This is a genomic window from Psychromonas arctica, assembly GCF_036697365.1.
GTDB lineage: Bacteria > Pseudomonadota > Gammaproteobacteria > Enterobacterales > Psychromonadaceae > Psychromonas > Psychromonas arctica_A.
This window is the reverse complement of record NZ_JBAHZA010000012.1, coordinates 99,643-121,816: the sequence shown is the minus strand read 5'-3', so window position 1 is coordinate 121,816 and position 22,174 is coordinate 99,643. Positions and strand designations below refer to the sequence as shown.

General features: G+C 38.6%; 15 protein-coding genes. 13 read left to right on the top strand and 2 right to left on the bottom strand.

Annotation, left to right across the window (positions count from 1 at the left end; translation table 11 throughout):
• From V5290_RS13600 to V5290_RS13585, 4 genes are all read left to right on the top strand, one after another.
• Nucleotides 1-3,147: type I secretion C-terminal target domain-containing protein (locus V5290_RS13600; RefSeq protein ID WP_333386810.1), on the top strand; the 3,147-nt coding region annotated here is incomplete at its 5' end.
• A 1-nt stretch (nucleotide 3,148) separates the two neighbouring features.
• Nucleotides 3,149-4,435, top strand: coding sequence for a TolC family protein (locus tag V5290_RS13595; protein ID WP_333386807.1), 1,287 nt, complete (start codon nucleotides 3,149-3,151; stop codon nucleotides 4,433-4,435).
• Complete coding sequence (locus tag V5290_RS13590; protein WP_333386804.1) at nucleotides 4,435-6,615, top strand: type I secretion system permease/ATPase; 2,181 nt, start codon at nucleotides 4,435-4,437, stop codon at nucleotides 6,613-6,615. Before V5290_RS13595 ends, V5290_RS13590 begins: the two co-directional genes overlap by 1 nt.
• Nucleotides 6,608-7,795: an HlyD family efflux transporter periplasmic adaptor subunit gene (locus tag V5290_RS13585; RefSeq protein WP_333386801.1), complete on the top strand. Its 1,188-nt coding sequence runs from the start codon at nucleotides 6,608-6,610 to the stop codon at nucleotides 7,793-7,795. Before V5290_RS13590 ends, V5290_RS13585 begins: the two co-directional genes overlap by 8 nt.
• A 51-nt stretch (nucleotides 7,796-7,846) precedes the next feature.
• Here V5290_RS13585 and V5290_RS13580 read toward each other — a convergent pair whose 3' ends face one another.
• Both V5290_RS13580 and V5290_RS13575 read right to left on the bottom strand, forming a co-directional pair.
• Nucleotides 7,847-9,034, bottom strand: coding sequence for a zinc-binding metallopeptidase family protein (locus V5290_RS13580; protein ID WP_333386799.1), 1,188 nt, complete (start codon nucleotides 9,032-9,034; stop codon nucleotides 7,847-7,849).
• 34 nt (nucleotides 9,035-9,068) lie between these two features.
• Nucleotides 9,069-9,848 (bottom strand): SHOCT domain-containing protein, encoded by a 780-nt coding sequence (locus V5290_RS13575; protein ID WP_333386796.1) that lies wholly within the window; start codon nucleotides 9,846-9,848, stop codon nucleotides 9,069-9,071.
• Between the two features lie 500 nt (nucleotides 9,849-10,348).
• Here V5290_RS13575 and V5290_RS13570 point away from each other — a divergent pair, with 500 nt between their 5' ends.
• The 9 genes from V5290_RS13570 (at nucleotide 10,349) to V5290_RS13530 (ending at nucleotide 22,084) form a co-directional block, all read left to right on the top strand.
• Nucleotides 10,349-13,660: a transglutaminase family protein gene (locus tag V5290_RS13570; protein ID WP_333386794.1), complete on the top strand. Its 3,312-nt coding sequence runs from the start codon at nucleotides 10,349-10,351 to the stop codon at nucleotides 13,658-13,660.
• Nucleotides 13,661-13,775: 115 nt separating this feature from the next.
• Nucleotides 13,776-16,295 carry a circularly permuted type 2 ATP-grasp protein gene (locus tag V5290_RS13565; protein WP_333386791.1) on the top strand — a complete coding sequence of 840 codons (2,520 nt, stop codon included), beginning with the start codon at nucleotides 13,776-13,778 and terminating at the stop codon, nucleotides 16,293-16,295.
• Nucleotides 16,292-17,170: a transglutaminase family protein gene (locus V5290_RS13560; protein WP_333386788.1), complete on the top strand. Its 879-nt coding sequence runs from the start codon at nucleotides 16,292-16,294 to the stop codon at nucleotides 17,168-17,170. Before V5290_RS13565 ends, V5290_RS13560 begins: the two co-directional genes overlap by 4 nt.
• Before the next feature lie 48 nt (nucleotides 17,171-17,218).
• The gene (locus tag V5290_RS13555; protein ID WP_333386785.1) at nucleotides 17,219-18,673 is read left to right on the top strand and encodes a circularly permuted type 2 ATP-grasp protein; all 1,455 of its coding nucleotides are present in this window, start codon (nucleotides 17,219-17,221) and stop codon (nucleotides 18,671-18,673) included.
• Nucleotide 18,674: 1 nt separating this feature from the next.
• Nucleotides 18,675-19,604 (top strand): alpha-E domain-containing protein, encoded by a 930-nt coding sequence (locus V5290_RS13550; protein WP_333386782.1) that lies wholly within the window; start codon nucleotides 18,675-18,677, stop codon nucleotides 19,602-19,604.
• Between the two features lie 315 nt (nucleotides 19,605-19,919).
• The gene (locus tag V5290_RS13545; RefSeq protein ID WP_333386779.1) at nucleotides 19,920-20,174 is read left to right on the top strand and encodes a hypothetical protein; all 255 of its coding nucleotides are present in this window, start codon (nucleotides 19,920-19,922) and stop codon (nucleotides 20,172-20,174) included.
• Nucleotides 20,175-20,193: 19 nt separating this feature from the next.
• Complete coding sequence (locus tag V5290_RS13540; RefSeq protein ID WP_333386776.1) at nucleotides 20,194-20,679, top strand: hypothetical protein; 486 nt, start codon at nucleotides 20,194-20,196, stop codon at nucleotides 20,677-20,679.
• Nucleotides 20,645-20,896 (top strand): hypothetical protein, encoded by a 252-nt coding sequence (locus tag V5290_RS13535; RefSeq protein ID WP_333386774.1) that lies wholly within the window; start codon nucleotides 20,645-20,647, stop codon nucleotides 20,894-20,896. Before V5290_RS13540 ends, V5290_RS13535 begins: the two co-directional genes overlap by 35 nt.
• A 75-nt stretch (nucleotides 20,897-20,971) precedes the next feature.
• A complete protein-coding gene (locus V5290_RS13530; RefSeq protein WP_333386771.1) occupies nucleotides 20,972-22,084 on the top strand; it encodes an AI-2E family transporter in 1,113 nt (370 codons plus the stop codon).
• Nucleotides 22,085-22,174: the final 90 nt, after the last annotated feature.

Below are 22,174 nucleotides of genomic sequence, written 5' to 3'. Positions count from 1 at the left end.
ACATTAGCAGATAACGAACTAGCAGCACTGTCTGAAGGAGAGATAGCAGTTAGTGTCGTGGCAACGGATGCCGCGAATAACAGCAGTGACGCAGCAACCGGCACCATCACTTTAGACTTAACGTCGCCTACCGTAGACGATCTATTGTTAACAGTTGATGAATCAAATCTTGCGACTACAGCTTCTGCTTTAGGAGCTCTAACGATTTCTGAAGAGGTAAGCAACCTTACATTAATAGCTCCTACAGATGTTTATACATCACAAGGAGAAGCAGTTACTTGGACCTTATCAATAGATGCACAAAATACGCAGATATTAACAGCTAGCACTAGTTCTGGTGATGTAGCAATACTCTCATTAGATAGTGATGGTAATTATAATTTCGACTTGCTTGCTCCACTTGATCATATAGCGCAAGGAAGTGATGAATTAACTGTCATATTTGGTGTTGAGGCGACAGATCTCGTTGGTAATATTGGTGAAACAGCGCAGTTAGTTGTGAATGTGACTGACGATATTGCTAGTGTGACGGCGTATCAGCAAGAGGTCGTTGATACGGTTAATACCCTTTACAGTGGCGATCTTGTGGTCAACCCTGGTGCAGATGGCGTTGAGGTATCAACTATTACAATAGATGGTTATACCTTTAGTTACGATACTGACAGTAACTTAATTACCACTTATGGTAGCTCTGATATTGTGAATGCTTTTGAGGAAACGGACTATGATACTGATACTCAAATATTAACTATAGATACTATTAAAGGTGAAACTATCACCGTTGATTTATCCTCAGGTGAATACAGCTATACCACAACAGGTGTTGCAGATGTTGAAGCTACCGTTGAATCTAGCCCTGAAGTTGCATTAGGTGCAGATAATTCTTTATTAGGATTAGTAGGCGTTGATGCTTTGAATCTTATTGATTTCAGCTCGAGCCAAGCATTTTCTGCAACTGATGCTGATAATGACATAACAAAGGTTGTTATCTCGACTGAAAGTATAAGTGTTAACTTAGGTTCTGCTGGTTTCAAGTATTCAGTTGATATGGCTGAAGAGTTTGGTCTAAAAATCGTTACAGATGATTTAGGCTTTTTAATTGGGACTACTGCCTCAATTACCATCACATCTTTAGATGATTCAACCATTACTAATCAACAATTGAATGAGTTTCTTGGAAGTGTGTATTGGAAGGAAGTTGGTATTTCACTTGGTGTATTACCTACTTTAACAATTACAGCTACTGACTCAGAAGGTAATGCTGTCAGTTCTATGAACTCGGACCTCGCTTCTCTTGGGCTTTTATCAACAGGTGATAGCCCTGATTATTTAATCGAAGGGGGTAACGCTAGTAATACAGCTTTAACTGGTACAACTGGCAGCGACCGAATTTATGGTTATGGTGGTAATGACACTTTAAATGGTGGCGAAGGTGCAGATCTATTACGTGGTGGTGTTGGTAATGATATCTTGGATGGTGGAACAGGTAACGATATCCTTATTGGTGGAATAGGTAATGATACCTTAACTGGCGGTACAGGAAATGATGTATTCCGTTGGGAAACCGTTGATGTAGCTAGTGTTGATACTATTACCGACTTTGAAATTGGGTCTGTTGCGGGTGGTGCTGATATTATTGACCTTGCTGAACTATTAAATGGCGAAGGAAAAATAGGCACCTCAAGTGCAGGTAATTTATCTAACTTCTTACACTTTGAATTTGATGGAACAGATACAATTCTTTATATCAGTGCAGATGGTGACTTCCAAGGTGGTTACGCAACAGCAGAAGTTGATCAAAGCATCATATTTAGTGGGGTAGACATAACGGAAGGACTTTCAAGTGACCAAGATATTATTGAAAACTTACTCGCCAATGGCAACTTATTAGTCGATGACCTTACTTTGGGTGATGATGTATTAGGTGGAACAACAACTATCGATGTTGGTTTAGTTGATGGCGACGGTGATGTTTCACAAGCAACGGTCGACTTTGAAAGTTCGGGTGCTGAGCCAGAGGTTGTTTCAAATGTTGATAATAGTGCACCAATCGTGTGTGCTTCGAATACTTCTTTATTAGGGTTAGTAGCAGTCCAAGCGTTAGACATTATTAACTTAGATAACCAAGCGCTAGCTGCGGTGGATATCGATGGTAACTTAACCAGTGTGGAAGTTAACTACCAAGCCTTGTTAGATGTCAGCTTAACAGAGTTAACATTAGCTGCATCAAATGAGATGGCTGCTGAGTTAGGGTTGCAAATAGAAGTTAGTAATAACTCTGGTTTATTAGGACTTGTTGCAGCTTCTTCAACGCTAACTATTACAGCAATTGATGGTGGCACAATAGATAATCAATCAATTAATGAATTACTCGCTACCGTTCAATTTTACGATAATGAGGGACTGTTAGGTGGAGCTCTTGAGCTAAATGTACAAGCGGATGTGTTAAATAATTTAACGATCACTGCGACTGATGCAGAAGGTGCAAGTAGCAGTGGCTCATTAGGTGACCTAGTAAGTGCTGATGCTCTTAACGATATCTTATTTGATATTGATACGGTTAAAGAGGGTGATAGCGGTCAAAACGAAATGGATTATAGCTATAGTTCAAGCGGCATTCGTTTATATGGTTACGGCGATAACGATGAATTAATAGGCGGCAGTGGTAATGACCTTATCCGTGGCGGAACTGGTGATGATAACTTAATTGGTGGTGCTGGTAACGATATGCTTATTGATGGTAATGGCAGTGACACCTTCAGTGGTGGCGATGGAGATGATTTGATTTCTATTTCAGGTGTTCAGTTTGAAAGTATTGATGGCGGCGAAGGTAGTGATACTTTAATGCTTGATGATGGACTAGATTTAGACTTGAGCGATGCCAGCATTGGCGCTATCACTAATATTGAAGCGATTGACTTAAGTGAAGGCGAAAGTGGTAATGTGTTAAAACTCACTGAAGAAGCGGTGAAAGCATTAACGGATGAGGAAGATACATTAACTATTAATGGTGATGCTAACGACTCTGTCGATATTGAAGGCGCCACATTTGCTGGAAGTTCAGTGGTAAATGGAGTCGCTTATAACGAATATCATTTAGGTACAACTACCTTATATGTTGATGAAGAGATAGGGACAACTATTTAATATGCCCATTAAACGTTACTTTATGGTGATGCTGCTTTTATGTGTTAAAGGCAGCTATGTTTATGCTTTAGATGAATATAATCAGAGCACTAATCAGTTTTCTTTAGCACAGTTAGTAAATATAGGGTTAGCAAATAACCCAAAAATTAAAGTAGAAGAGGCGAAAATTCAAAGTGCTATCACGCAAATAAAAGTCGAAGAGGGCGGGTATTGGCCTTCTTTAGACTTATCGGTTGGACCAGAGCACGGCTTATATGGGGAGTTAGGTTATGATGTGACTCTGTCACAAACTTTATATGACTGGGGGAAAGTGGCAAATAATATTGATTCGGCTACAGCGAAAAAAGTAAAACAAGTACAAGCCCTACTAGGAGCTCGATCTGAAGTTGCATTAGAAGTCATTGAAGTTTGCTACGAGATTTATACCGCGCGCGAAAAGTTAAACGCATTACAGCAGTATCAAAGTGAGTTGCATGGTATTTATTTGTTAGCTAAAGAACGAGACAATTATCAATTTAGCGACAGCTCAGAATTAAGCAAAGTATTTAAATATCAAGCTTATGTTGATGAGCAATTTGCAACTATTCAAGGGGAGCTTAAAGCCGCTGAACGGCTTTACATATTATTACTTAGACAGCCTCCAAGTACCCTACCTAATTTTACTGAGCCACTAGATATATTTGAACAACTAAATACCCAAGATAAATTAGAGGAGAATATTGTTCAATCTCCTGATTATATGCAAGCCCAGCAAGATATTTATATCGCGGAGTTTGATGCTAAAAGTGCTAATGCAGCCTTGAAACCTAATGTGGTATTGGAAGCAAGTACGATAAAAAGAGATGTAAACGGTGTGCTTACCAAAGACTCTTCAATTGGTATCAATGTAAAAATGCAAATAAATCAAGGGTTATCAGCCTATTATCAAGCTCAATCTGAACTACAATTAGTAGAAGCTGCAAAGTGGGAGCTACAATCAGTGCATCGTGATTTAGCACGAGAATTTGGCTCTGACAGTGAGAGCCGCACTGCGTTAAAGCAAAGAATTGAAGCGTTAAAAGCGCAAGTTAAAGAGTCTACACATTTAGTTAACGTGTATTTAGATCAGTTCAGCGCTGGTTTAAGGACGATTGAAGATCTATTGACTAATGAAGCTGAGACATTCCAATTAAAAACACAGCTAATTAGTGCTTCATCGGAACATAAAATGTTGCCTTATCGTACCGCTTCAAAACTAGGCATGTTGAATAAACTATTATTACTGCAAGGTGAGAGAGAAAGATATTAATGGAAAAAGGAACGGCACAACAACAAGAAAAAGCGCTTCCTCATTCTTCTCGTCGATTTCAATTTACAAAAGCACAAAAAGATCCTTTAAGAAAAGGGCTTGTTTTATTTTGTGGATTATTTGACCGAAAAGTAACCTCCTCTGAGTTAGCCGATGGTTATCCATTGCATGAAGGCAAACTGGCATTAGATTATGTTCCACGTTCTCTTGCCCGTATTGGTTTGTCTGCACGAGTTGTCGATATTGAACTTGAAGATATTTTTAAACGCTTGTTACCCGCGTTATTATTAACTAAGTCAGGCACAACAGTTATTCTTTCTGAGTTAGATATCGAGAAAGGTACAGCTACAATTTTATTGCCAGAAACTGGTGGCGGTATTAATGAACTAAGCCTTGATGAACTCAAAGGTATTTATACAGGCACAGCTATTCTTGCTAAACCCAAGTTTAGAAAAGACGATCGTGCTGGAAATTATGCAAAAGAAGAAAAGGAACATTGGTTTAAAGGGCCATTATCCCGCTGCTGGCCTGCCTATGCCGAAGTGGCTGTTGCCTCTTTTGTGGCCAATTTACTCGCTGTAGCAACCTCTTTATTTGCGTTACAAGTTTACGATAGAGTTGTACCAAATAGCGCATTTGATACGTTATTTGTTCTCTCCTCTGGCGTGGTTCTCGCCATTATCCTTGATTTTGTGATCAGAGTGATACGAGCGCATTTATTAGATGCCACCGGAAAACGTCTTGATATAAAATTATCTTCTCTATTATTTGAACGAGTGATGCAGATTCGTCTATCCGCTAAGCCCGGATCGACTGGTGCTTTTAGTAGTCAGATTAGAGAGTTCGAAAGCGTCCGCGAGTTTTTTACTTCTTCAACAGCAGCCACTATCAGCGACTTTCCTTTTATCATTATTTTCTTAAGTGTTATTGCTTATATTGGTGGCTCTGTGGTGTGGGTGCCAGTAATCGGTATTCTATTGATGTTGTTACCTAGTTTATTGATGCAAAAAAAGTTAGCTAAATTATCCCGTGCGAACCTGAGAGAAGGGGCCATAAAACACGGCTTAATGTTAGAAGTGATTGATAATCTAGAAACAGTAAAAACGACACGAGCAGAAGGTAGAAATTTACAGTTATGGGAAGAGTTGTCTGCGCAACTAGCCGATGAAAATGTGTTACTTAAAAGAATTCATTCCTTTTTAACCTTAGGTGCCTCAATGACCCAACAGCTTTGTTATGTTGGGGTGCTCATTATCGGTGTTTTTGAAATTAACAATGGCAACCTAACTATAGGTGGCTTAATTGCTTGTACCATGTTGGTCTCTCGTACTATTGCACCTGTGAATCAAATGGCCGGCGTGTTGGTACGTTGGCAACATGTGAAAGTTGCTCTCGAAGGCCTAGATGAATTAATGAATGCACCTATTGAGCGTACTGTAGATCGCAAGTTTGTACGTAAATCTGATTTAAAAGGCGAGTACCATGTAGATAATATTAAGTTTCGTTACTCTCAAGAAGACGCATTGATTTTGGATGTTCAAGACCTAAAAATTAAAGCTGGTAGCCGAGTTATGTTATTGGGTTGTAATGGTGCAGGTAAATCAACGTTATTGAGAATATTAGCTGGATTAAGTGACCCGAGTGACGGGCGAGTATTATTGGATGGCGTTAATTTAGGGCAAATAGATCCCAGTGATCGACGTCAAGGGATAGGGTATCTCCCACAAGATATCGCCTTATTTCATGGGACGTTACGAGATAATTTGCTACTCGACGGCGAAAACCATAGTGACAACGAGTTACTTGAAGCATTAGATGCAATTGGTTTAGGCACTGCAACTAGAGAACACCCTTTAGGCCTCGATTTACCTATCTTAGGGAATGGCAGTGTGTCAGGCGGACAGCGACAAGCCATTGGATTAGCGCGTGTTATATTGCAAGACCCCCGAGTTGTCCTAATGGATGAACCGACTGCTGCATTTGACCAAAATAGTGAAGAAAAAGTACTGGTTTTTCTTAATCAGTGGTTGAAAGGGCGCACACTTATTATGTCTACACATAAAAGAAGAATGTTATCAATTGGCCAAAGAGGAGTGGTTCTTCATAAAGGGAAAGTGATCATGGACGGCTCATTAAAAGATATTCTTTCTAATAATAAACAGGGTAAGTCTAATGTCTAAACAGCATAACCAATCACGACTATTGAGGTCTTTGAATGACCCTGAGTATACGGTCATGCATCCCGCTGCAAAACCAGGATTATGGTTGAGTATTATTACGGTGATTTTATTTGTGGTATGGGCAAGCTTTGCAGAAATAGATGAAGTAACACGAGGGGAAGGACGCATTATCCCTTCTAGCCGTTTACAAATGATCCAAAGTTTAGAGGGAGGGATCATTGAAGCTTTGTTAGTGGATGAAGGCGATATGGTAGAGGCTGGACAAGTGTTAGTGAGTTTAGATCAAACACGTTTTTATGCGGCCTACATGGAAGGGCTTAGCCAATCTGTTGCTTTGAAAGCAGCGATTGCCCGATTAGACTCTGAAGTCAAAGATCAAAATATGATCACTTTCCCTGATGGATTTGATTTAGAGACACCTGAAGTGAAATCTGAAATAGCTTTATTTAAGGCTCGCCGAGACAGAAAGCAGCAAACAATTGCCTCATTGCAACGTGAAATTGATATATCGAATAAAGAGTATTCAGTACTGAAACCATTAGTAAAACGTAAAGCTGTTAGTAAAATGGAGTTGTTGAGGGTTGATAAAACCATTGAAGAGTTAAAAGGTAAAGTTGCCAGTGTAAACAATAGCTATATGCAAGATGCTTATACAGAGCTTACCGAAAAAAAAGGCTATTTAAATGCATTAATGGAAACCTTAGTACAAAAGAAAGATCAATTAAAGCGTACTCAAATTGTGTCACCAGTACGTGGGCAAATTAACGATATTTTAGTGACAACTAGAGGTGGCGTTATTCAACCTGGTGAGCCTATCATGAAGGTGTTACCTGTTGATGACCAACTATTAATTGAAGCACGTATAAAGCCTAAAGATGTTGCATTTTTAGCTCCTGGTATGAAGGCAAAAGTAAAAATTACTGCATACGATTATACTATTTACGGTGACTTAGAAGGTACGTTAGAACAAATTAGCGCGGATACCTTTGAAGAAGATACAGCGCAAGGCAAAGAGTATTATTACCAAGTATTAATACATACTGATAAAAATTATCTGGAACGCAATGGTGAGAAACTACCTATTAGGCCGGGTATGATTACCCAAGTAGATATACTTGGTGCGAAGCGAACGGTACTCAGTTATTTATTAAAACCATTAATCAAAGCATCACTTTATTAAAACAACGACACCGTAGATTGTTGTGCGGTGTGGATATCCATCTATTATCTTTTATTTGCTCATTGTGAGATTGTTTTTTTCTGTTTTGCTTAACTTAGGAAGTAGATGTAATTTGTCATGTATCGCATGATGAATAAAAGACAGTTTAGTTCTTACTGCTTGTGTTAATACAAAAGGGTAAGCGTCTGCCAGTCCCATACTTCGATTCAATGAATTTAACATTATTGAAAACTCTACCCAGCTATCTAAAATCTGAGTAATGCCTTTTTGGCCCATAAAATAAGAGGCATCTTGTGGTAAATTTAAAGACTCAAACTCCTCTGTATCCTCTTCACCTGAAGTCGAACCGCTAATAGAAAAATTTTGTGCTGTTTCTAACGTATCAATAATATGCATGTAATGAGCCCATGTTTCAGCCCAATCTTCATAGGGATGCATAGTGGCATATTCACTGATAAAAGTATCACGCCAATTGTTAGGTGCACCCTGCTCATAATGGATCGCAAGTGCCGCTTGATAATCTAATTCATCATCTCCAAAGTACTGTTTACATAACGCATGTTTTTCAGGTGTGTGAGCAATTAATTGATCAAAATAATAGTGACCTAGTTCGTGGCGGAAATGGCCAAGCAACGTCCGATAGCGCTCACCCATAGCATGTTTGGTTTGTGATCTAGCGACATCATCGGCTTCTGCTAAGTTGATAGTGATATGTCCACAGTCGTGGCCAGTAAAGACAGTTTCTTGACCAGCGAGTGGGCTAGAAAAATGATCGTTTACATTACGATCTGCGATGAAATCAAAGCTCAGTCCGGTTATTGGATCCTGCGCTAGATTGCGCAAGGGAACAGGTAAAGCATTTAGTGTGTAAAGTGCGCGTCGTTTTGCTGTTTCCATTTTATGCCACAATGGGATGTGCTCTATAATACTCAAGTCTGGTACTGTTTCATTAAAGCGGCAAGCAAAGCACAGCATCTCATCACTGTCAGGAATTGGGGTAAAAGTACTTAAATTTACCATGCCATTACAGGCATTAAATTGTACATTGTTATCGCACTTTTTATATTTTACCTGTGGAGTACTTTTCTTATAAAAAAGCCCTGTTTTGGAATCTACTTCGTAGGGTTGAACTTGATCAAATTGATCATCAATACCGACAGTTTTTCCACAGGCAAGACAGTGACTACTTTCAAAAAATAGAATTGGCTGTTCACTGCAATTACACTTAAATGTTTTCATTTTTTTACCGTATTAAACGTTAATAAAGTAGCACTTAATCTTTGTTTAATAGCTCTGTTTTCTTTTTAATGAATTCTTCTTCAGTTAACACACCCATATCTTTCAATTCAGCCAATTTAGTAATAATGTCAATCATCTGATTAGCAGCTTCAAACTGTTGGTTAGGTAGTTCATTTGGAGGTGTCTCAAACGTTGTTGCAGATGATTCAGTTGATTGGAATACTGAATGGTTTTCTTGCGCAAAATTTGTATTATTTGAAGTAGGTAATGATTGACCTGAAATTAAAGGCAAACTACTAATATGAATGTTCCCCCATTGACTACTAAAAGTAAGTGAGTCATCGGCACCTTGTTGCTGGCTAACACCACCAATATTATGGTCAAGTGTATCGTAAATAGAGATTTGACCATTCAATTCAACTGCTAACCTATTAGGAAATACTGCATAGCGAATATTGTTTTGAGCTCCACTACTAAATGGCTGTCCCAATTCTGTTGGCCACCATTGATTACTGCCTGGTGTACCTGCAGGGACAACAGGAAACACTTGATTATTAGCCAGAATATTCGCTAGTTCGTTGCATAAGTTATCCACGGTCATTTTTAAGCCGTTATTAAACATGTCTCCTACCATGGTCATCCCTCCACGCATCCATTGTCCTGAACCGCCTAGTTCAGGACAATTGAATTGTGCCATGGAGCAGCCACCATTATTTACTGCAACGAGCATGTGTATGATGGCATCATGGCTTAAGCCATAGCGAGAAGAGAGCTCGTTGACAAAGTGTTCACCAATATCTGTTAGCTTTTGCATAAGGCTGTATCCCATTTAATAATGTTAAGTATGGTTAGTAAGGTGAATAAATCGTTATGGCGTTGTGAATTTTTTTATTATTACTTTAACGTCAATAAATGCTTAAAATATGTTCTATCATAGCACCATTGTTAACCTACACAGCAGCTTATTATGAACTATTTTTTATCGTTAATAGGATGAGGTAATGATTACCAAATGCAGGGAGCTGTTATTTATAAAATGAAAAATAGTAATTAACCTATGTGGTTATTATTTCAAGTTTTAGTGCCATTTTAGTGCGTTTCTTGCACCAGTTAGCGCGTTTTACATAATCGTCTTGGTGTCATCTTTATTTCTAAAATTCTGTCATTTAGCCCTGGGGGGCTTTATTTGAGCTTAATGACTTATTTCCATTATATTTCATGCAAGTGGAATAAATATTGCAAAAAATAAATCAACACCCAGTAACATTTTCGTGCTATTTATATAGCTGCATATCATTAAAGGGGAATTCGTCGATGACAATCACTGTTGGTATTTCGCATCATACTGAATATAAATATGACCGCTCAGTAAACATGGGGCCGCATATCTTTCGTTTACGTCCAGCCCCCCATAGTCGCACAAAAATTAAAAGTTACTCATTAAAAATCACACCCGAAGATCATTACATCAATTGGCAGCAAGATCCTTTTGGTAACTATCAAGCGAGGGTCGTATTTAATGAGCCGACTACAGAGTTTAGTTTCACTGTAGACTTAGTTGCAGAAATGACGGTGATTAACCCCTTTGATTTCTTTTTAGAAGAATATGCAGAAGAATTTCCGTTTGTTTATGACAAAATATCCAAATCTGAATTAGCCCCTTACCTTAAAAAACGCAAAGCCAGCCCTAAACTTCTAGAATTAATTGCTTCCTTAATACCAAAAGAACCGATTCGTAGTGTTGACTTCTTAGTTGCAGTGAACCAAGTTATTTATGAGTTAGTCGGTTACGGAATTCGTTTAGAGCCAGGTGTACAAACTGCAAATGAAACTTTAACTAAAAAAACTGGGTCTTGTCGTGACTCGGCATGGTTATTAGTTCAGTTGTTTCGTCATTTAGGTTTAGCTGCGCGTTTTGTGTCAGGTTATCTGGTGCAGCTTACTTCAGATCAGAAATCACTTGATGGTCCGAGTGGCCCCGAAGAAGATTTCACTGATTTACATGCTTGGACAGAGGTTTATATCCCTGGTGCTGGTTGGATAGGTTTAGACCCAACTTCAGGTCTATTTGCCGGTGAAGGCCATATCCCATTAGCTTGTACGCCTGAACCAAGTTCTGCTGCGCCTGTCACTGGTGGCATTGATGATTGTGAGTCTGAGTTCAGTTTCTACAACAAGGTAACACGTGTTCATGAAGATCCTCGTGTAACCAAGCCTTATTCAGAGGCACAGTGGTCTGCGATTAATCGTTTAGGGCAACATGTTGATGATATCTATGATGATCAAGGCATCCACCTTACTATGGGAGGTGAACCCACTTTTATCTCGATTGATGATATGGAACACCCGCAGTGGAATACGGAAGCTGATGGTAAAGAAAAAAGAGTATTAGCACAAAATCTGTTTGTTGAAATGAATAAAGTATTTACCAAAGGTGGCTTTACTCATTATGGTCAGGGTAAGTGGTATCCAGGTGAACCGTTACCACGTTGGCAATATGCTTGTTATTGGCGTAAAGATGGAGTGGCTTTGTGGAAAGATGCCAATTTATTAGCAGATCCTAATAAAAACTATGAATTAGACCATACCGACTCTCAAAAATTTGCTGAAAAGCTAAGTGACGCACTTGGTTTAAGTAAAGCTGCATTAACTACTGCCTATGAAGATATTCTTTATCATATGTGGCAAGAAGGTTCTTTACCGAGCGAGCCTGGCCCTAAAGACTCTAAATTATTACATGCTATGAGCCGTAAAGGCTTTTTAGAAAAAATGGAAAAAGGTATAGAGAAACCAGTTGGTTATGTATTACCTTTACAATGGAATGATGGCAAAAATTGTTGGCAATCCTGCGAGTGGGAATTTAAACGTGGGCACTGTTTCTTGTTACCAGGTGAATCTCCATTAGGTTATCGTTTACCTTTAGATAGCCTTGCTTGGACTGATAATATTATTGACCGAGACCCTTTTGATATTCCTGCCACTTTTGCTAAAACTAAGAAGCTTAAAAAAGGCTTTATTGGCAAAGAGATGATCAAAACAGCGATGGCACTAGAAGTAAGAGAAGGGCGCTTATATATCTTCATGCCACCGACTAGTCATTTCGAACATTACCTCGGTTTATTAAACTCTATTGAAGGAGTGGCTAAAGAGTTATCGATGCCTGTTGTGATCGAAGGATATAACCCACCTAAAGATAGTCGAGTTGAAAAGTATGCAGTGACCCCGGATCCTGGGGTAATTGAAGTGAATATCCATCCATCTAGATCTTGGGAACAGCTTGTTGAGCGAACCACTACACTTTACGGATTAGCTAAACAAGCACGTTTAGGCACTGATAAATTCATGGCTGATGGCCGCCATACTGGAACAGGCGGGGGGAATCATGTCACTTTAGGTGGTGAAACACCGGAGCAAAGTCCATTTTTACGCCGCCCAGATATTTTACGGAGCTTTATTACTTATTGGCAACACCACCCAGGGTTGTCTTATTTATTTTCTGGTTTATTTATTGGTCCAACAAGTCAGGCGCCGCGTGTTGATGAAGCACGTGATGAAGTACTTTATGAGCTAGAGATAGCCTTTTCACACATGCCTGAAGGTGAAGTACCAGAGCCTTGGCTAGTAGATAGGTTATTACGTAATTTATTGGTGGATTTAACGGGTAATACGCATCGTGCAGAATTTTGTATCGATAAATTGTATTCACCTGATTCTGCAACAGGTCGCCTAGGAATTGTAGAGTTCAGGGGCTTTGAAATGCCACCGCACGAACAAATGAGCCTAGTGCAAATGTTGTTATTACGAACGCTATTGGCGTGGTTCTGGAAAAAACCGTATCACAAGCCTTTAGTTCGTTGGGGAACAGAGTTACATGATAAATTCTTATTACCGCAATATGTAGAGAATGACTTAGCGGAAGTAACTCGTGACTTACAGCAAGCTGGTTTTGCTTTCCAATTAGGTTGGTTAAATCCATTCTTTGAGTTTAGATTCCCAGTGTGCGGTACGCGAGAACTGGATAATGTGACTCTAGAATTAAGAACCGCTATTGAACCATGGCATGTATTAGGTGAAGAAGCGAGTGCCTCTGGTACCGCACGTTATGTAGACTCCTCACTAGAAAGGGTGCAAATTAAAGTACAGGGGACAATGAGTGATCGCTATGTGGTGACTTGTAATGGTCGTCGCGTGCCACTCAAAGCAGTCAAAGGTAAAGCAAAAGATGAAATGGTCGCAGGTATTCGCTATCGTGCGTGGCAGCCACCAACAGCATTACATCCAACCATAGGCGTTCATGCGCCATTAACTTTTGATTTAATTGATACTTGGGAAGGGCGTTCACTTGGCGGTTTTGTATATCATGTAAGCCATGCTGGAGGGCGTAACCCAGAAACATTGCCTGTTAATGCTTTTGAAGCGGAAGGGCGTCGTGTTGCAAGATTCTGGGAACATGGTCATACACCATCGTTGTTGATGTCAGATCAACCAAGTTGGGTACCTTCTGCAGCAACGCATACTTTCCATGCCGCTGATTCAGTTACTGAGTTCGTAGTGCCCGCAGAAGAAAATACTAATCAAGACTACCCACACACCTTGGATTTACGCCGTCAGCCTGCCTTTAAATAAGTACGGATTAAAGTAGTATTCCATTTTGAAATTAATTAAAGTGGAATACCTTTTTTCATCAGTTTGAACTCAACAATGGCAGCTAATCTTGTCTTAATAATGGAGCATTTTCAGCATGTATAACATTAACAACAGTATGCCGGAATTGCCTGAATGGTTATCCCTCTATCTAAATAAATCACATGATCATGATGAGCTAGTCAATCACAGTGGTTTACACCCAGAACATTGGGATACCTTATTTAATCGCCTGTCTAGTTTAACGGCTGAAGATGTGAGTAGTCGCGCTATTGAAATCAGTCAGTTATTACAAAATGGCAATATTAAACATGAAAGCAACCATCAATGGCATTTCGATCCATTGCCCTTTATGTTTTCGAAACAAGATTGGAAGGCACTGGAAGCAGGAATTAAACAAAGAGTTTTACTGTTAAATAAAATTCAACAAGATATTTATGGTGAGCAACAGTTACTAATGGATGGCTCACTTTCTGCAAAAGCACTATTTCAAGATAAAAATTATTTGCGTGAAGGCTTCAGTCTCCCGAGTAACGAATTAAAATTATTTTTTACTGCTGTGGATGTATACCGAACTCCAAGTGGTGAATTTAAAGTATTAGCTGATCATTGCCAATGTCCCTTGGGATTAGGGTTATTGCTTAAAAGTCGTGTCATTGCTCGACGTGTTATGGCAGAAGAGTTTGCCGAGTGTCATGTACAGCAAATAAAACAATTTTTGGCGACATTTCAAGACACGATTAATGAATACACACGTTATATGGATGACCCTAGAATCGTAATATTGACGCAAGGTATTGATGATCCTAATTATAATGAACACGCCTTTTTATCCACTTATTTTGGGTATACCTTGGTACAAAGCGCAGACTTAACCGTAAGAAACGGTGAAGTGTGTTTGAAGTCATTACAAGGGTTAGGAAAAATTAATGTCATTTTACGTTGGTTACCTGATCATAGTATTGATTCACTTGAACAAACAGAATATTCATTACATGGGATTCCTGGCTTATTGCAGGCGGTGCGTGAAGGAACCGTTAAAGTATTAAACCCTTTCGGCAGTGGCATTCTTTCATCACCTACTGTGCAAGCTAATCTAGGATTATTATCGGAAAAGTTATTAGCGCAGCCTTTGTTACTGGCCCAAGCTAAGTATTATGCTGTAGATGAAGTAGAAGAAATTGATTGGAGCGTGCTGGAATTACTCAGTTATCAAGATAGCCGTTTTAAATTAGACGGGGCTGCAGATATCGAACAAATTAAAAAGCTAATTAACGCACAACCTCAAGATTATTATTTTCAAGATAAACCCACGTTTAGTAGTGCTCCTTTTTGGAGTGGTGGTCAACTGATTGCCAAACCAGTCGTATTCCGTTGTTATGCGTTAAATACTGAGCACGGAGTCGAAGTTTTGCCTTCCGCGTTGTGTTTTTCTAATGAAGTTAGCCATTACCCGAGTTTATCTGGTTGGATTAAAGATACATGGATTAATGCTCGCAATGGTGATGATGAAACTGATTCAATTGCTGCTATCCCAGTTCGCAAACGCATGGATGTTACGTTATTAGAAGGCGTCATTTCTAGTCGTACTGCTGAGCATTTATTTTGGCTAGGGCGTTACTTAGAAAGAGCAGAGAGTACTGTTCGAGTGTTACGTATATTTATTGATCGTTATACTGAGTTAGCCATCTATCCTGATGCGATGCGTCGCACCATGGTAACTCGCTTGTTTAGCGCGATTCAGTCTCAGCATATTGTTTACCCATATATTGAACAAGAGCCGGTATTACAAACATTGAATAGTGATAGCGCTAAAACGATGGCCTTCCAGTTATTAGCTGGTGAATTATGTGCAGGTAGTATTGTTAATACTTTGAAGTATTTAGCAAATGCAGCAGTGCAAATCCAAGAGCTACTATCCTACGATAGTCGCCGTATCATTGATGAAATTAATGAGCTGGTAAAAATGTTATCAACATTGACTATCAATACAACATCTCGTGCTTTACAAGCTAGTTTAGATAAAGTAATTGGCTCTATTATGGCTTTCAATGGCTCTATTGCGGATTGTATGCCAAATAGCAATGGCTGGTTCTTATTAGAAATTGGTCGTCGTATTGAGCGTAGTTTACAAATAACCTCATTAAGCGCTGGCTTATTAACTGAAGAGTTAGAGGAACCGGTTGAAATTGCTTTGTTAGAGTCAGTGTTAACCTGTCAGGTTAGCTTAGTGACCCATAAGCGTCGTTATCGCATGCACCAAAGTATTGGTACTGGACTTGAGCTATTATTATTAGATGCCGAATATCCTCGCTCATTGTTATTTCAACTAGAGCAGATTAATACCCTTTGTCAGCACTTGCCGACAAAAAGGCGACCGGGTGTCATTGCAGCACATGAAAAAGCAATTGTGCTTTCAAAAACTACTTGTTATGTCACTGAAAAAGATTATTTACAAGCGAGTACGGAAGGTAAGCGTGAGCAATTAATAGAATTTAATCACCACATTCGCAGTAACTTGAATACCTTTTGTGACGTATTGCTACTACAATACTTTTCTCATACACAAACCGCCAATAAATTAAATTGGACTAACATTGAGCAAGCTCAATCGTGAAATATAAAATAAAACATACGACAACTTATCAATACGCAGATTTTGTTAGCTTATGCCAAAATCAAGCGCGTTTAACGCCGAAAACCAATCGAGCGCAGTTATGCCATAGTAGTCAAATACAAATAGATCCCCCAAGCAGTTATTTGAAAGAGTACACGGACTATTTTAATAACAGAGTGACTGTATTTGAAATTACTACTCAACACAAAGTGTTGGCTGTCACTATGGTCAGTGAAGTGGAATTATTAGTACCTGATAATATCGATCTTAAAGGCATTGATATGCCTTGGACAAAAGCCAGAGATATTCTCGCTAAACCTGACACTAGCGAGCTATTAACTGTATCTGAATTTATTTTACCCTCACAATTTACTCAATTAGAAACAGGCATACGTGACTATGCTCTAGTCTCTTTTACTGAAAAAGCAAATCTGATCGAGGCATGTAAAGATTTAATGGCACGAATTTTTCATGAGTTCCAGTATGACCCTGGTTTTACTACGATTAGTACGCCTTTAAGTGTTGTTTTTGCACAAAAAAGGGGCGTTTGCCAAGATTTTGCACACTTTGCGCTAGCTTGCTTACGTAGCATTGGATTAGCGGGAAGATATGTAAGTGGTTATATAGAAACACTGCCACCAGAAGGTGAAGAAAAATTAGAAGGGGCCGACGCAACACATGCTTGGTTTGCTATTTTTGTTCCTGGATACGGTTGGTTGGATTTTGATCCTACAAATGATGTGTTACCTAAAGATCAACATATTACCTTAGCTGTTGGACGAGATTTTTCAGATGTCACTCCTTTAAAAGGGGTCGTCTTTGGTGGAGGATCTCAGGCATTAGATGTTGCGGTGGATATGATTCGATTAGGGTAGTAATACAACGTCATTATTAAACATGAGTTAATGAAAAGGCGAAAGTGTATGGAAATTGATTGGAAAGCGTATCAAACGAATGGTTTTTTTGATGAATTAATTGACGCCAAAGGGAATGTAAGAACACATGGAAAGCAACTGGCAGAATTCTTTTCAAAGCTCTCAGGTGAAGAATTAAAAAAAGCGAGAGCGGTTGCTGATTTAGCCATTAAAGAGATGGGGATTACCTTCACTGTCTATAACGAAGGTAACATGATTGATAGAGCTTGGCCTTTTGATATTATCCCTCGCACTATCGGTAAAAAAGAATGGCAAGGTGTAGAGGTAGGATTAAAACAACGAGTTGAAGCATTAAACCTTTTTATTGATGACTTATACCACGACCAAAAAATAATAAAAGATGGTGTTTTTCCTAAAGGTTTATTAGAAAAATCTGTTAATTTTCGCCAGCAATGCGTTGGTATTACACCTCCTAACAAAATATGGGCACATATTTGTGGTTCAGACTTAGTACGCGACGGCAAAGGTACTATGTATGTCCTAGAGGATAATTTGCGGGTCCCCTCCGGTGTATCATACATGCTTGAAAATCGCTCTGTAATGAAACGAGTGTTCCCTGAACTATTTGAACAAGTCCCTATTTTACCCGTCGATGATTACCCTTCTCAACTATTTGATATGTTAGCTGCAATGTCGCCACGTCCCGATGATAAACCCGAAGTAGTGGTGTTGACTCCTGGTGTATTTAATTCTGCGTATTTTGAACATTGTTACTTAGCTCAAGAGATGGGTTGTGAGCTGGTGGAAGGTCGTGATTTAGTCGTTGAAAAAGATGATTGCGTTTACATGCGTACCATCACTGGTTTACAGCGTGTAGATGTTATTTATCGTCGTATTGATGATCTATTTTTAGATCCTGAAGCATTTTTACCTGACTCTCAATTAGGGGTGCCTGGGCTAATGAGAGCATGGTCTAAGGGGAATGTCGCTTTAGTAAATGCACCTGGTGCTGGCGTAGCAGATGACAAAGTAGTTTATGCCTACGTACCTGAAATTATTAAATATTATTTAGGTGAGGATGCAAAAATAGCGAATGTTCCTACCTTTAAATGTCTTGATCCTAAAGAATGTGATCATGTGATTAAGAACATCGATAAATTAGTTATTAAACCGGCTAATGAATCGGGTGGTTATGGCTTACTGATTGGCCCTAAGTCAACTAAAAAAGAACAGCAAGAAACCATTGCACAAATTAAGGCAGATCCTCGTAACTGGGTCGCTCAACCAACCTTAGACTTATCCACTGTTCCTACTTTAGATGGCATTAGCCCTGACGGTCGTCACGCTGATTTGAGACCCTTTATTTTGTCTTCTGGCAAAGATACTCAAATTACAACAGGCGGTTTAACACGTGTAGCAATGACTAAAGGATCATTGGTAGTTAATTCATCACAAGGCGGCGGTAGTAAGGATACTTGGATTGTAGACGAGGAGGCTAAATAATATGTTATCAAGAGTCGGTGAAACTTTATATTGGGTATCTCGCTATATTGAACGCGCAGAAAATGTCGCTCGCTTAATCAATGTTAATAATATGTTGATGATGGACTTACCCAAAGGGGTGAGTACAGGCTGGGAGCCTTTAGTCGATATCATTGGAGCACGAAAAGCTTACTTAGAGACGCATACAGACTTCTCTGAGCAAAAAGCGTTACGTTATCTATTGGTTGGTAAGGATAATTTTTCCTCTATCTTAAATTCGATTATATCAGCTCGTGAGAGCGCTCGTACTATTCGAGATGTTATCCCAAGAGATGTATGGGAGGAGATAAATTCTCTATATTATTATGTAAAAGATAATCAGAATGAGGGGTTAAGCAAACGAGGTCGATTTACTTATTTAAAGACCATTATTGATGCAGCCCATCAAATTTTTGGTACTTTAGATGCCACTATCAATCATGACCTTGGATATACCTTTATCCGTATTGGATTGATGATTGAACGTGCTGATATGACATCACGTATTTTAGATATTCGCTCTGAAACCTTAATCACTAGTACAGAAGCGAAACCCTACGAAAATATACAATGGATAAGCCTGTTACGCTCTCTTAGTGCTTACCAGATGTATCGACAAGAGATGGGGGTGCGAGTTCAGCGCTCCGATGTGATTGAATTTATAATGCATAGCGAGGTATTTCCGCGCTCAATACTGTTCTGTCTAGAAGAATTAAAAATCTTAATTCAGCCTTTACCGAATGCATTGGAAATTAATGAATCTATCGATCATGCGATTAATGAATTAAAAAGTGAAGACGTACGAGAGTTGAAAAAAGGTTATCTACATGATTATATTGATAACATTCAAGTTGAATTAGCGGCTATTCATAATGGCCTTGCCGAGCTTTATTTCTTGAAACCTGCAGAGTAATTTCCTTCCTTATCAAATGGCTTGATGGAGTGTGGCGTTTAATGACGTGCACTTCATTTTTTAAGTTTTACTACCGCGAGTAAATTTTACAGGGTTATTCCTAGTTTCTGTAAAAACTACACTGCCTATTAATCATTACCATATAAGTTAAAAATAATTATTTAACTTAAAATCAATCACTTACTTTAATTTTAATTAGTTGGCATGACTTTCGCTATAGTTATATTGAACAATCGAGAATAGGGGAATGTAAAACCTCTATTATTTTTTAACATGATAGAAAGCGACATATTCTATTATTAAGGAGATTGACAAATGGCTACTACAACTACAAAAGCAAAAACACAAGAAACACAAAGCAAAGTAGAAGATGCTTATCATTCAGCTGAAGAAGCTGCGACTGAGGCTGTTCACTCTTTAAAAAATAAAGCGCAAGAATCATTAACTGAAGGTTCAGAAAAAATTAAAACGGCAACAGCTCAGGCTGAAAGCGTCATCAAAGAGCGTCCGTTATTAAGTATTGGTTGTGCATTCTTAGCAGGCTGGGCTGTATCTAAATTAATTAAATAATTTAATAATTGGAGATTTTATGACAAACAACACCGAACAAGTTTGCGATGAAAATAAGATCTCTGATGACACTCAGCCAGATAACTTATTCGATACTGAGCAGATTGAGAAAAAGATAGACGAAGTAAGTAGTTTATTTAATAAGTTATCAGACACAATAGATACACTTGGTAAATGGTCCGAATCTACCATACAAGTGTTCTTTATGGAGCTGCTACGTAGCGTTAACGCTAGTAAGCAGTTCCTGCTCTGCCAAGTCCTATTTATTCCTTTACTCATCCTGTTTGTTTTTAGTACATGTATTGCTGTTGGTATTGTTTTTTATAGTTTAACAGGCCAGTTATTGATTGGAGTAGGTACATTTTTATTATCAATGATCGCCGTACTTAGTGCATTGGCTTATTGGCAAAAACGTTTAATGAAAATGATTGGATTTACAGAAACAATTGCACAAATAAAGGAGGGGGTAGATGTCGTCTCTAAAGCGTCTAAATCACTCGATTAAATTAAAAAGATTAGAAGGTAAAGATAATATAAGACAAGTCGATTTATCTTTAAAGTTGTTTTTAAATGACGTAAATAAACATACTAAAAAACACCCACTAGTTGTGACCATCGGTGGTGTATTGACTGGTTTTATCTTAAGTAAATACAGACGTAAAATAAAAACCTTTTATCCACTTGCCTCATTAGGTTTTAACTATATTAAACGCAATAACTAGTAAAAAAATTAATAAAAAAGTAATGTAACACACAGGTCTTTTTGGCCTGCCCGTACTCTCAATGGAGTTAAAACCTTGAACGATGGAATAGAAAAAACATCTACACAAGCCGCACCTAATACTACTGAACAGCCTATTTACGTTAATGAAAGCGCAGACTTAAGTAAATTATACTCAATGGGCTTTGGCTTTATATTTTTCATCGTGCTGATGGTTAGTATCTATTTTGCTAAGTCTATTCTTTTGCCGATTATCGCGAGTACTTTTATCGCTTTATTGTGTAGCCCTGTAGTTAATTACTTAGTTAAAATTGGTTTACCAAGATTAATTGGTGTGTTGGCGGTTATTTTTGTGATTGTGGGGTTAATATTTGGCGGGTTAAATTTACTAAGTGGTCCCGCCCAAGAGTGGTGGATTAAGTTACCGACTCTAGTAAAAGATGTTTCTCAAGAGATCACTACAGCGGCCAATAATACCAGTTTTAATAGTGCGGCCAACCAGGCGATTGTTAACGATAGTAATGTGGGCGAATTTAAAAGCGATACCATGGTGTCGTTGGTAAAAAGTATTGCTATGGCAACACCTACTATGCTGACGCAATTTATGATGGCATTGTTTATGGCTTATTTCATGCTGAGTTACGGTCGTTCATTATTCACTGGTTTATTAATGCAATTCGATAGTTTTGAGAATAAACGTAAAACTGTTGAGCTAGTCAGAACTATTCAGCATGACCTATCTCGGTATATAGGTACCGTAACACTCATCAACATATTATTGGGTGTAGTCGTTGGTATTGTATTCTCAATATTAGGTGTAGATGATCCCTTTTTATGGGGAGCATTAGCTGGCATTATGAATTTTGCACCTTATCTGGGGCCGCTTATTTCAATGATATGCTTTGCGGTTGTAACTTATGTGCAGTTTGATTCTATGAGTTACGCTTTTATTGTTATTTCCATATATTTATTTATTAATATGTTGGAAAGTCAGTTTGTTACTCCTACTTTACTGGGAAAAAGTTTTAACCTTAATCCACTAATCATCTTTATGTGGTTGATTTTATGGGGCTGGTTATGGGGAAGTATGGGGATGCTAATCGGTGTGCCATTATTGGTTTGTGTGAGTACAGTATTAGAAAGGTTGGAGATATTTGGGCGTATTCACCTTATATTAAAAGAGAGGTAATAGGGTTAGCTATTACCTCTGTTTCTTTTTAAACAGCTGTTTAAAATAATTAATCAGTTTACCCAATGTATTCGAAGCCTAACATGATTG

Excerpts from the sequence above, each read along its gene's own strand:
- V5290_RS13595 (WP_333386807.1), top strand. The coding sequence starts at position 3,149 with ATGCCCATTAAACGTTACTTTATGGTGATGCTGCTTTTATGTGTTAAA.
- V5290_RS13590 (WP_333386804.1), top strand. The coding sequence starts at position 4,435 with ATGGAAAAAGGAACGGCACAACAACAAGAAAAAGCGCTTCCTCATTCT.
- V5290_RS13585 (WP_333386801.1), top strand. The coding sequence starts at position 6,608 with ATGTCTAAACAGCATAACCAATCACGACTATTGAGGTCTTTGAATGAC.
- V5290_RS13580 (WP_333386799.1), bottom strand. The coding sequence starts at position 9,034 with ATGAAAACATTTAAGTGTAATTGCAGTGAACAGCCAATTCTATTTTTT.
- V5290_RS13575 (WP_333386796.1), bottom strand. The coding sequence starts at position 9,848 with ATGCAAAAGCTAACAGATATTGGTGAACACTTTGTCAACGAGCTCTCT.
- V5290_RS13570 (WP_333386794.1), top strand. The coding sequence starts at position 10,349 with ATGACAATCACTGTTGGTATTTCGCATCATACTGAATATAAATATGAC.
- V5290_RS13565 (WP_333386791.1), top strand. The coding sequence starts at position 13,776 with ATGTATAACATTAACAACAGTATGCCGGAATTGCCTGAATGGTTATCC.
- V5290_RS13555 (WP_333386785.1), top strand. The coding sequence starts at position 17,219 with ATGGAAATTGATTGGAAAGCGTATCAAACGAATGGTTTTTTTGATGAA.
- V5290_RS13550 (WP_333386782.1), top strand. The coding sequence starts at position 18,675 with ATGTTATCAAGAGTCGGTGAAACTTTATATTGGGTATCTCGCTATATT.
- V5290_RS13545 (WP_333386779.1), top strand. The coding sequence starts at position 19,920 with ATGGCTACTACAACTACAAAAGCAAAAACACAAGAAACACAAAGCAAA.
- V5290_RS13540 (WP_333386776.1), top strand. The coding sequence starts at position 20,194 with ATGACAAACAACACCGAACAAGTTTGCGATGAAAATAAGATCTCTGAT.
- V5290_RS13535 (WP_333386774.1), top strand. The coding sequence starts at position 20,645 with ATGTCGTCTCTAAAGCGTCTAAATCACTCGATTAAATTAAAAAGATTA.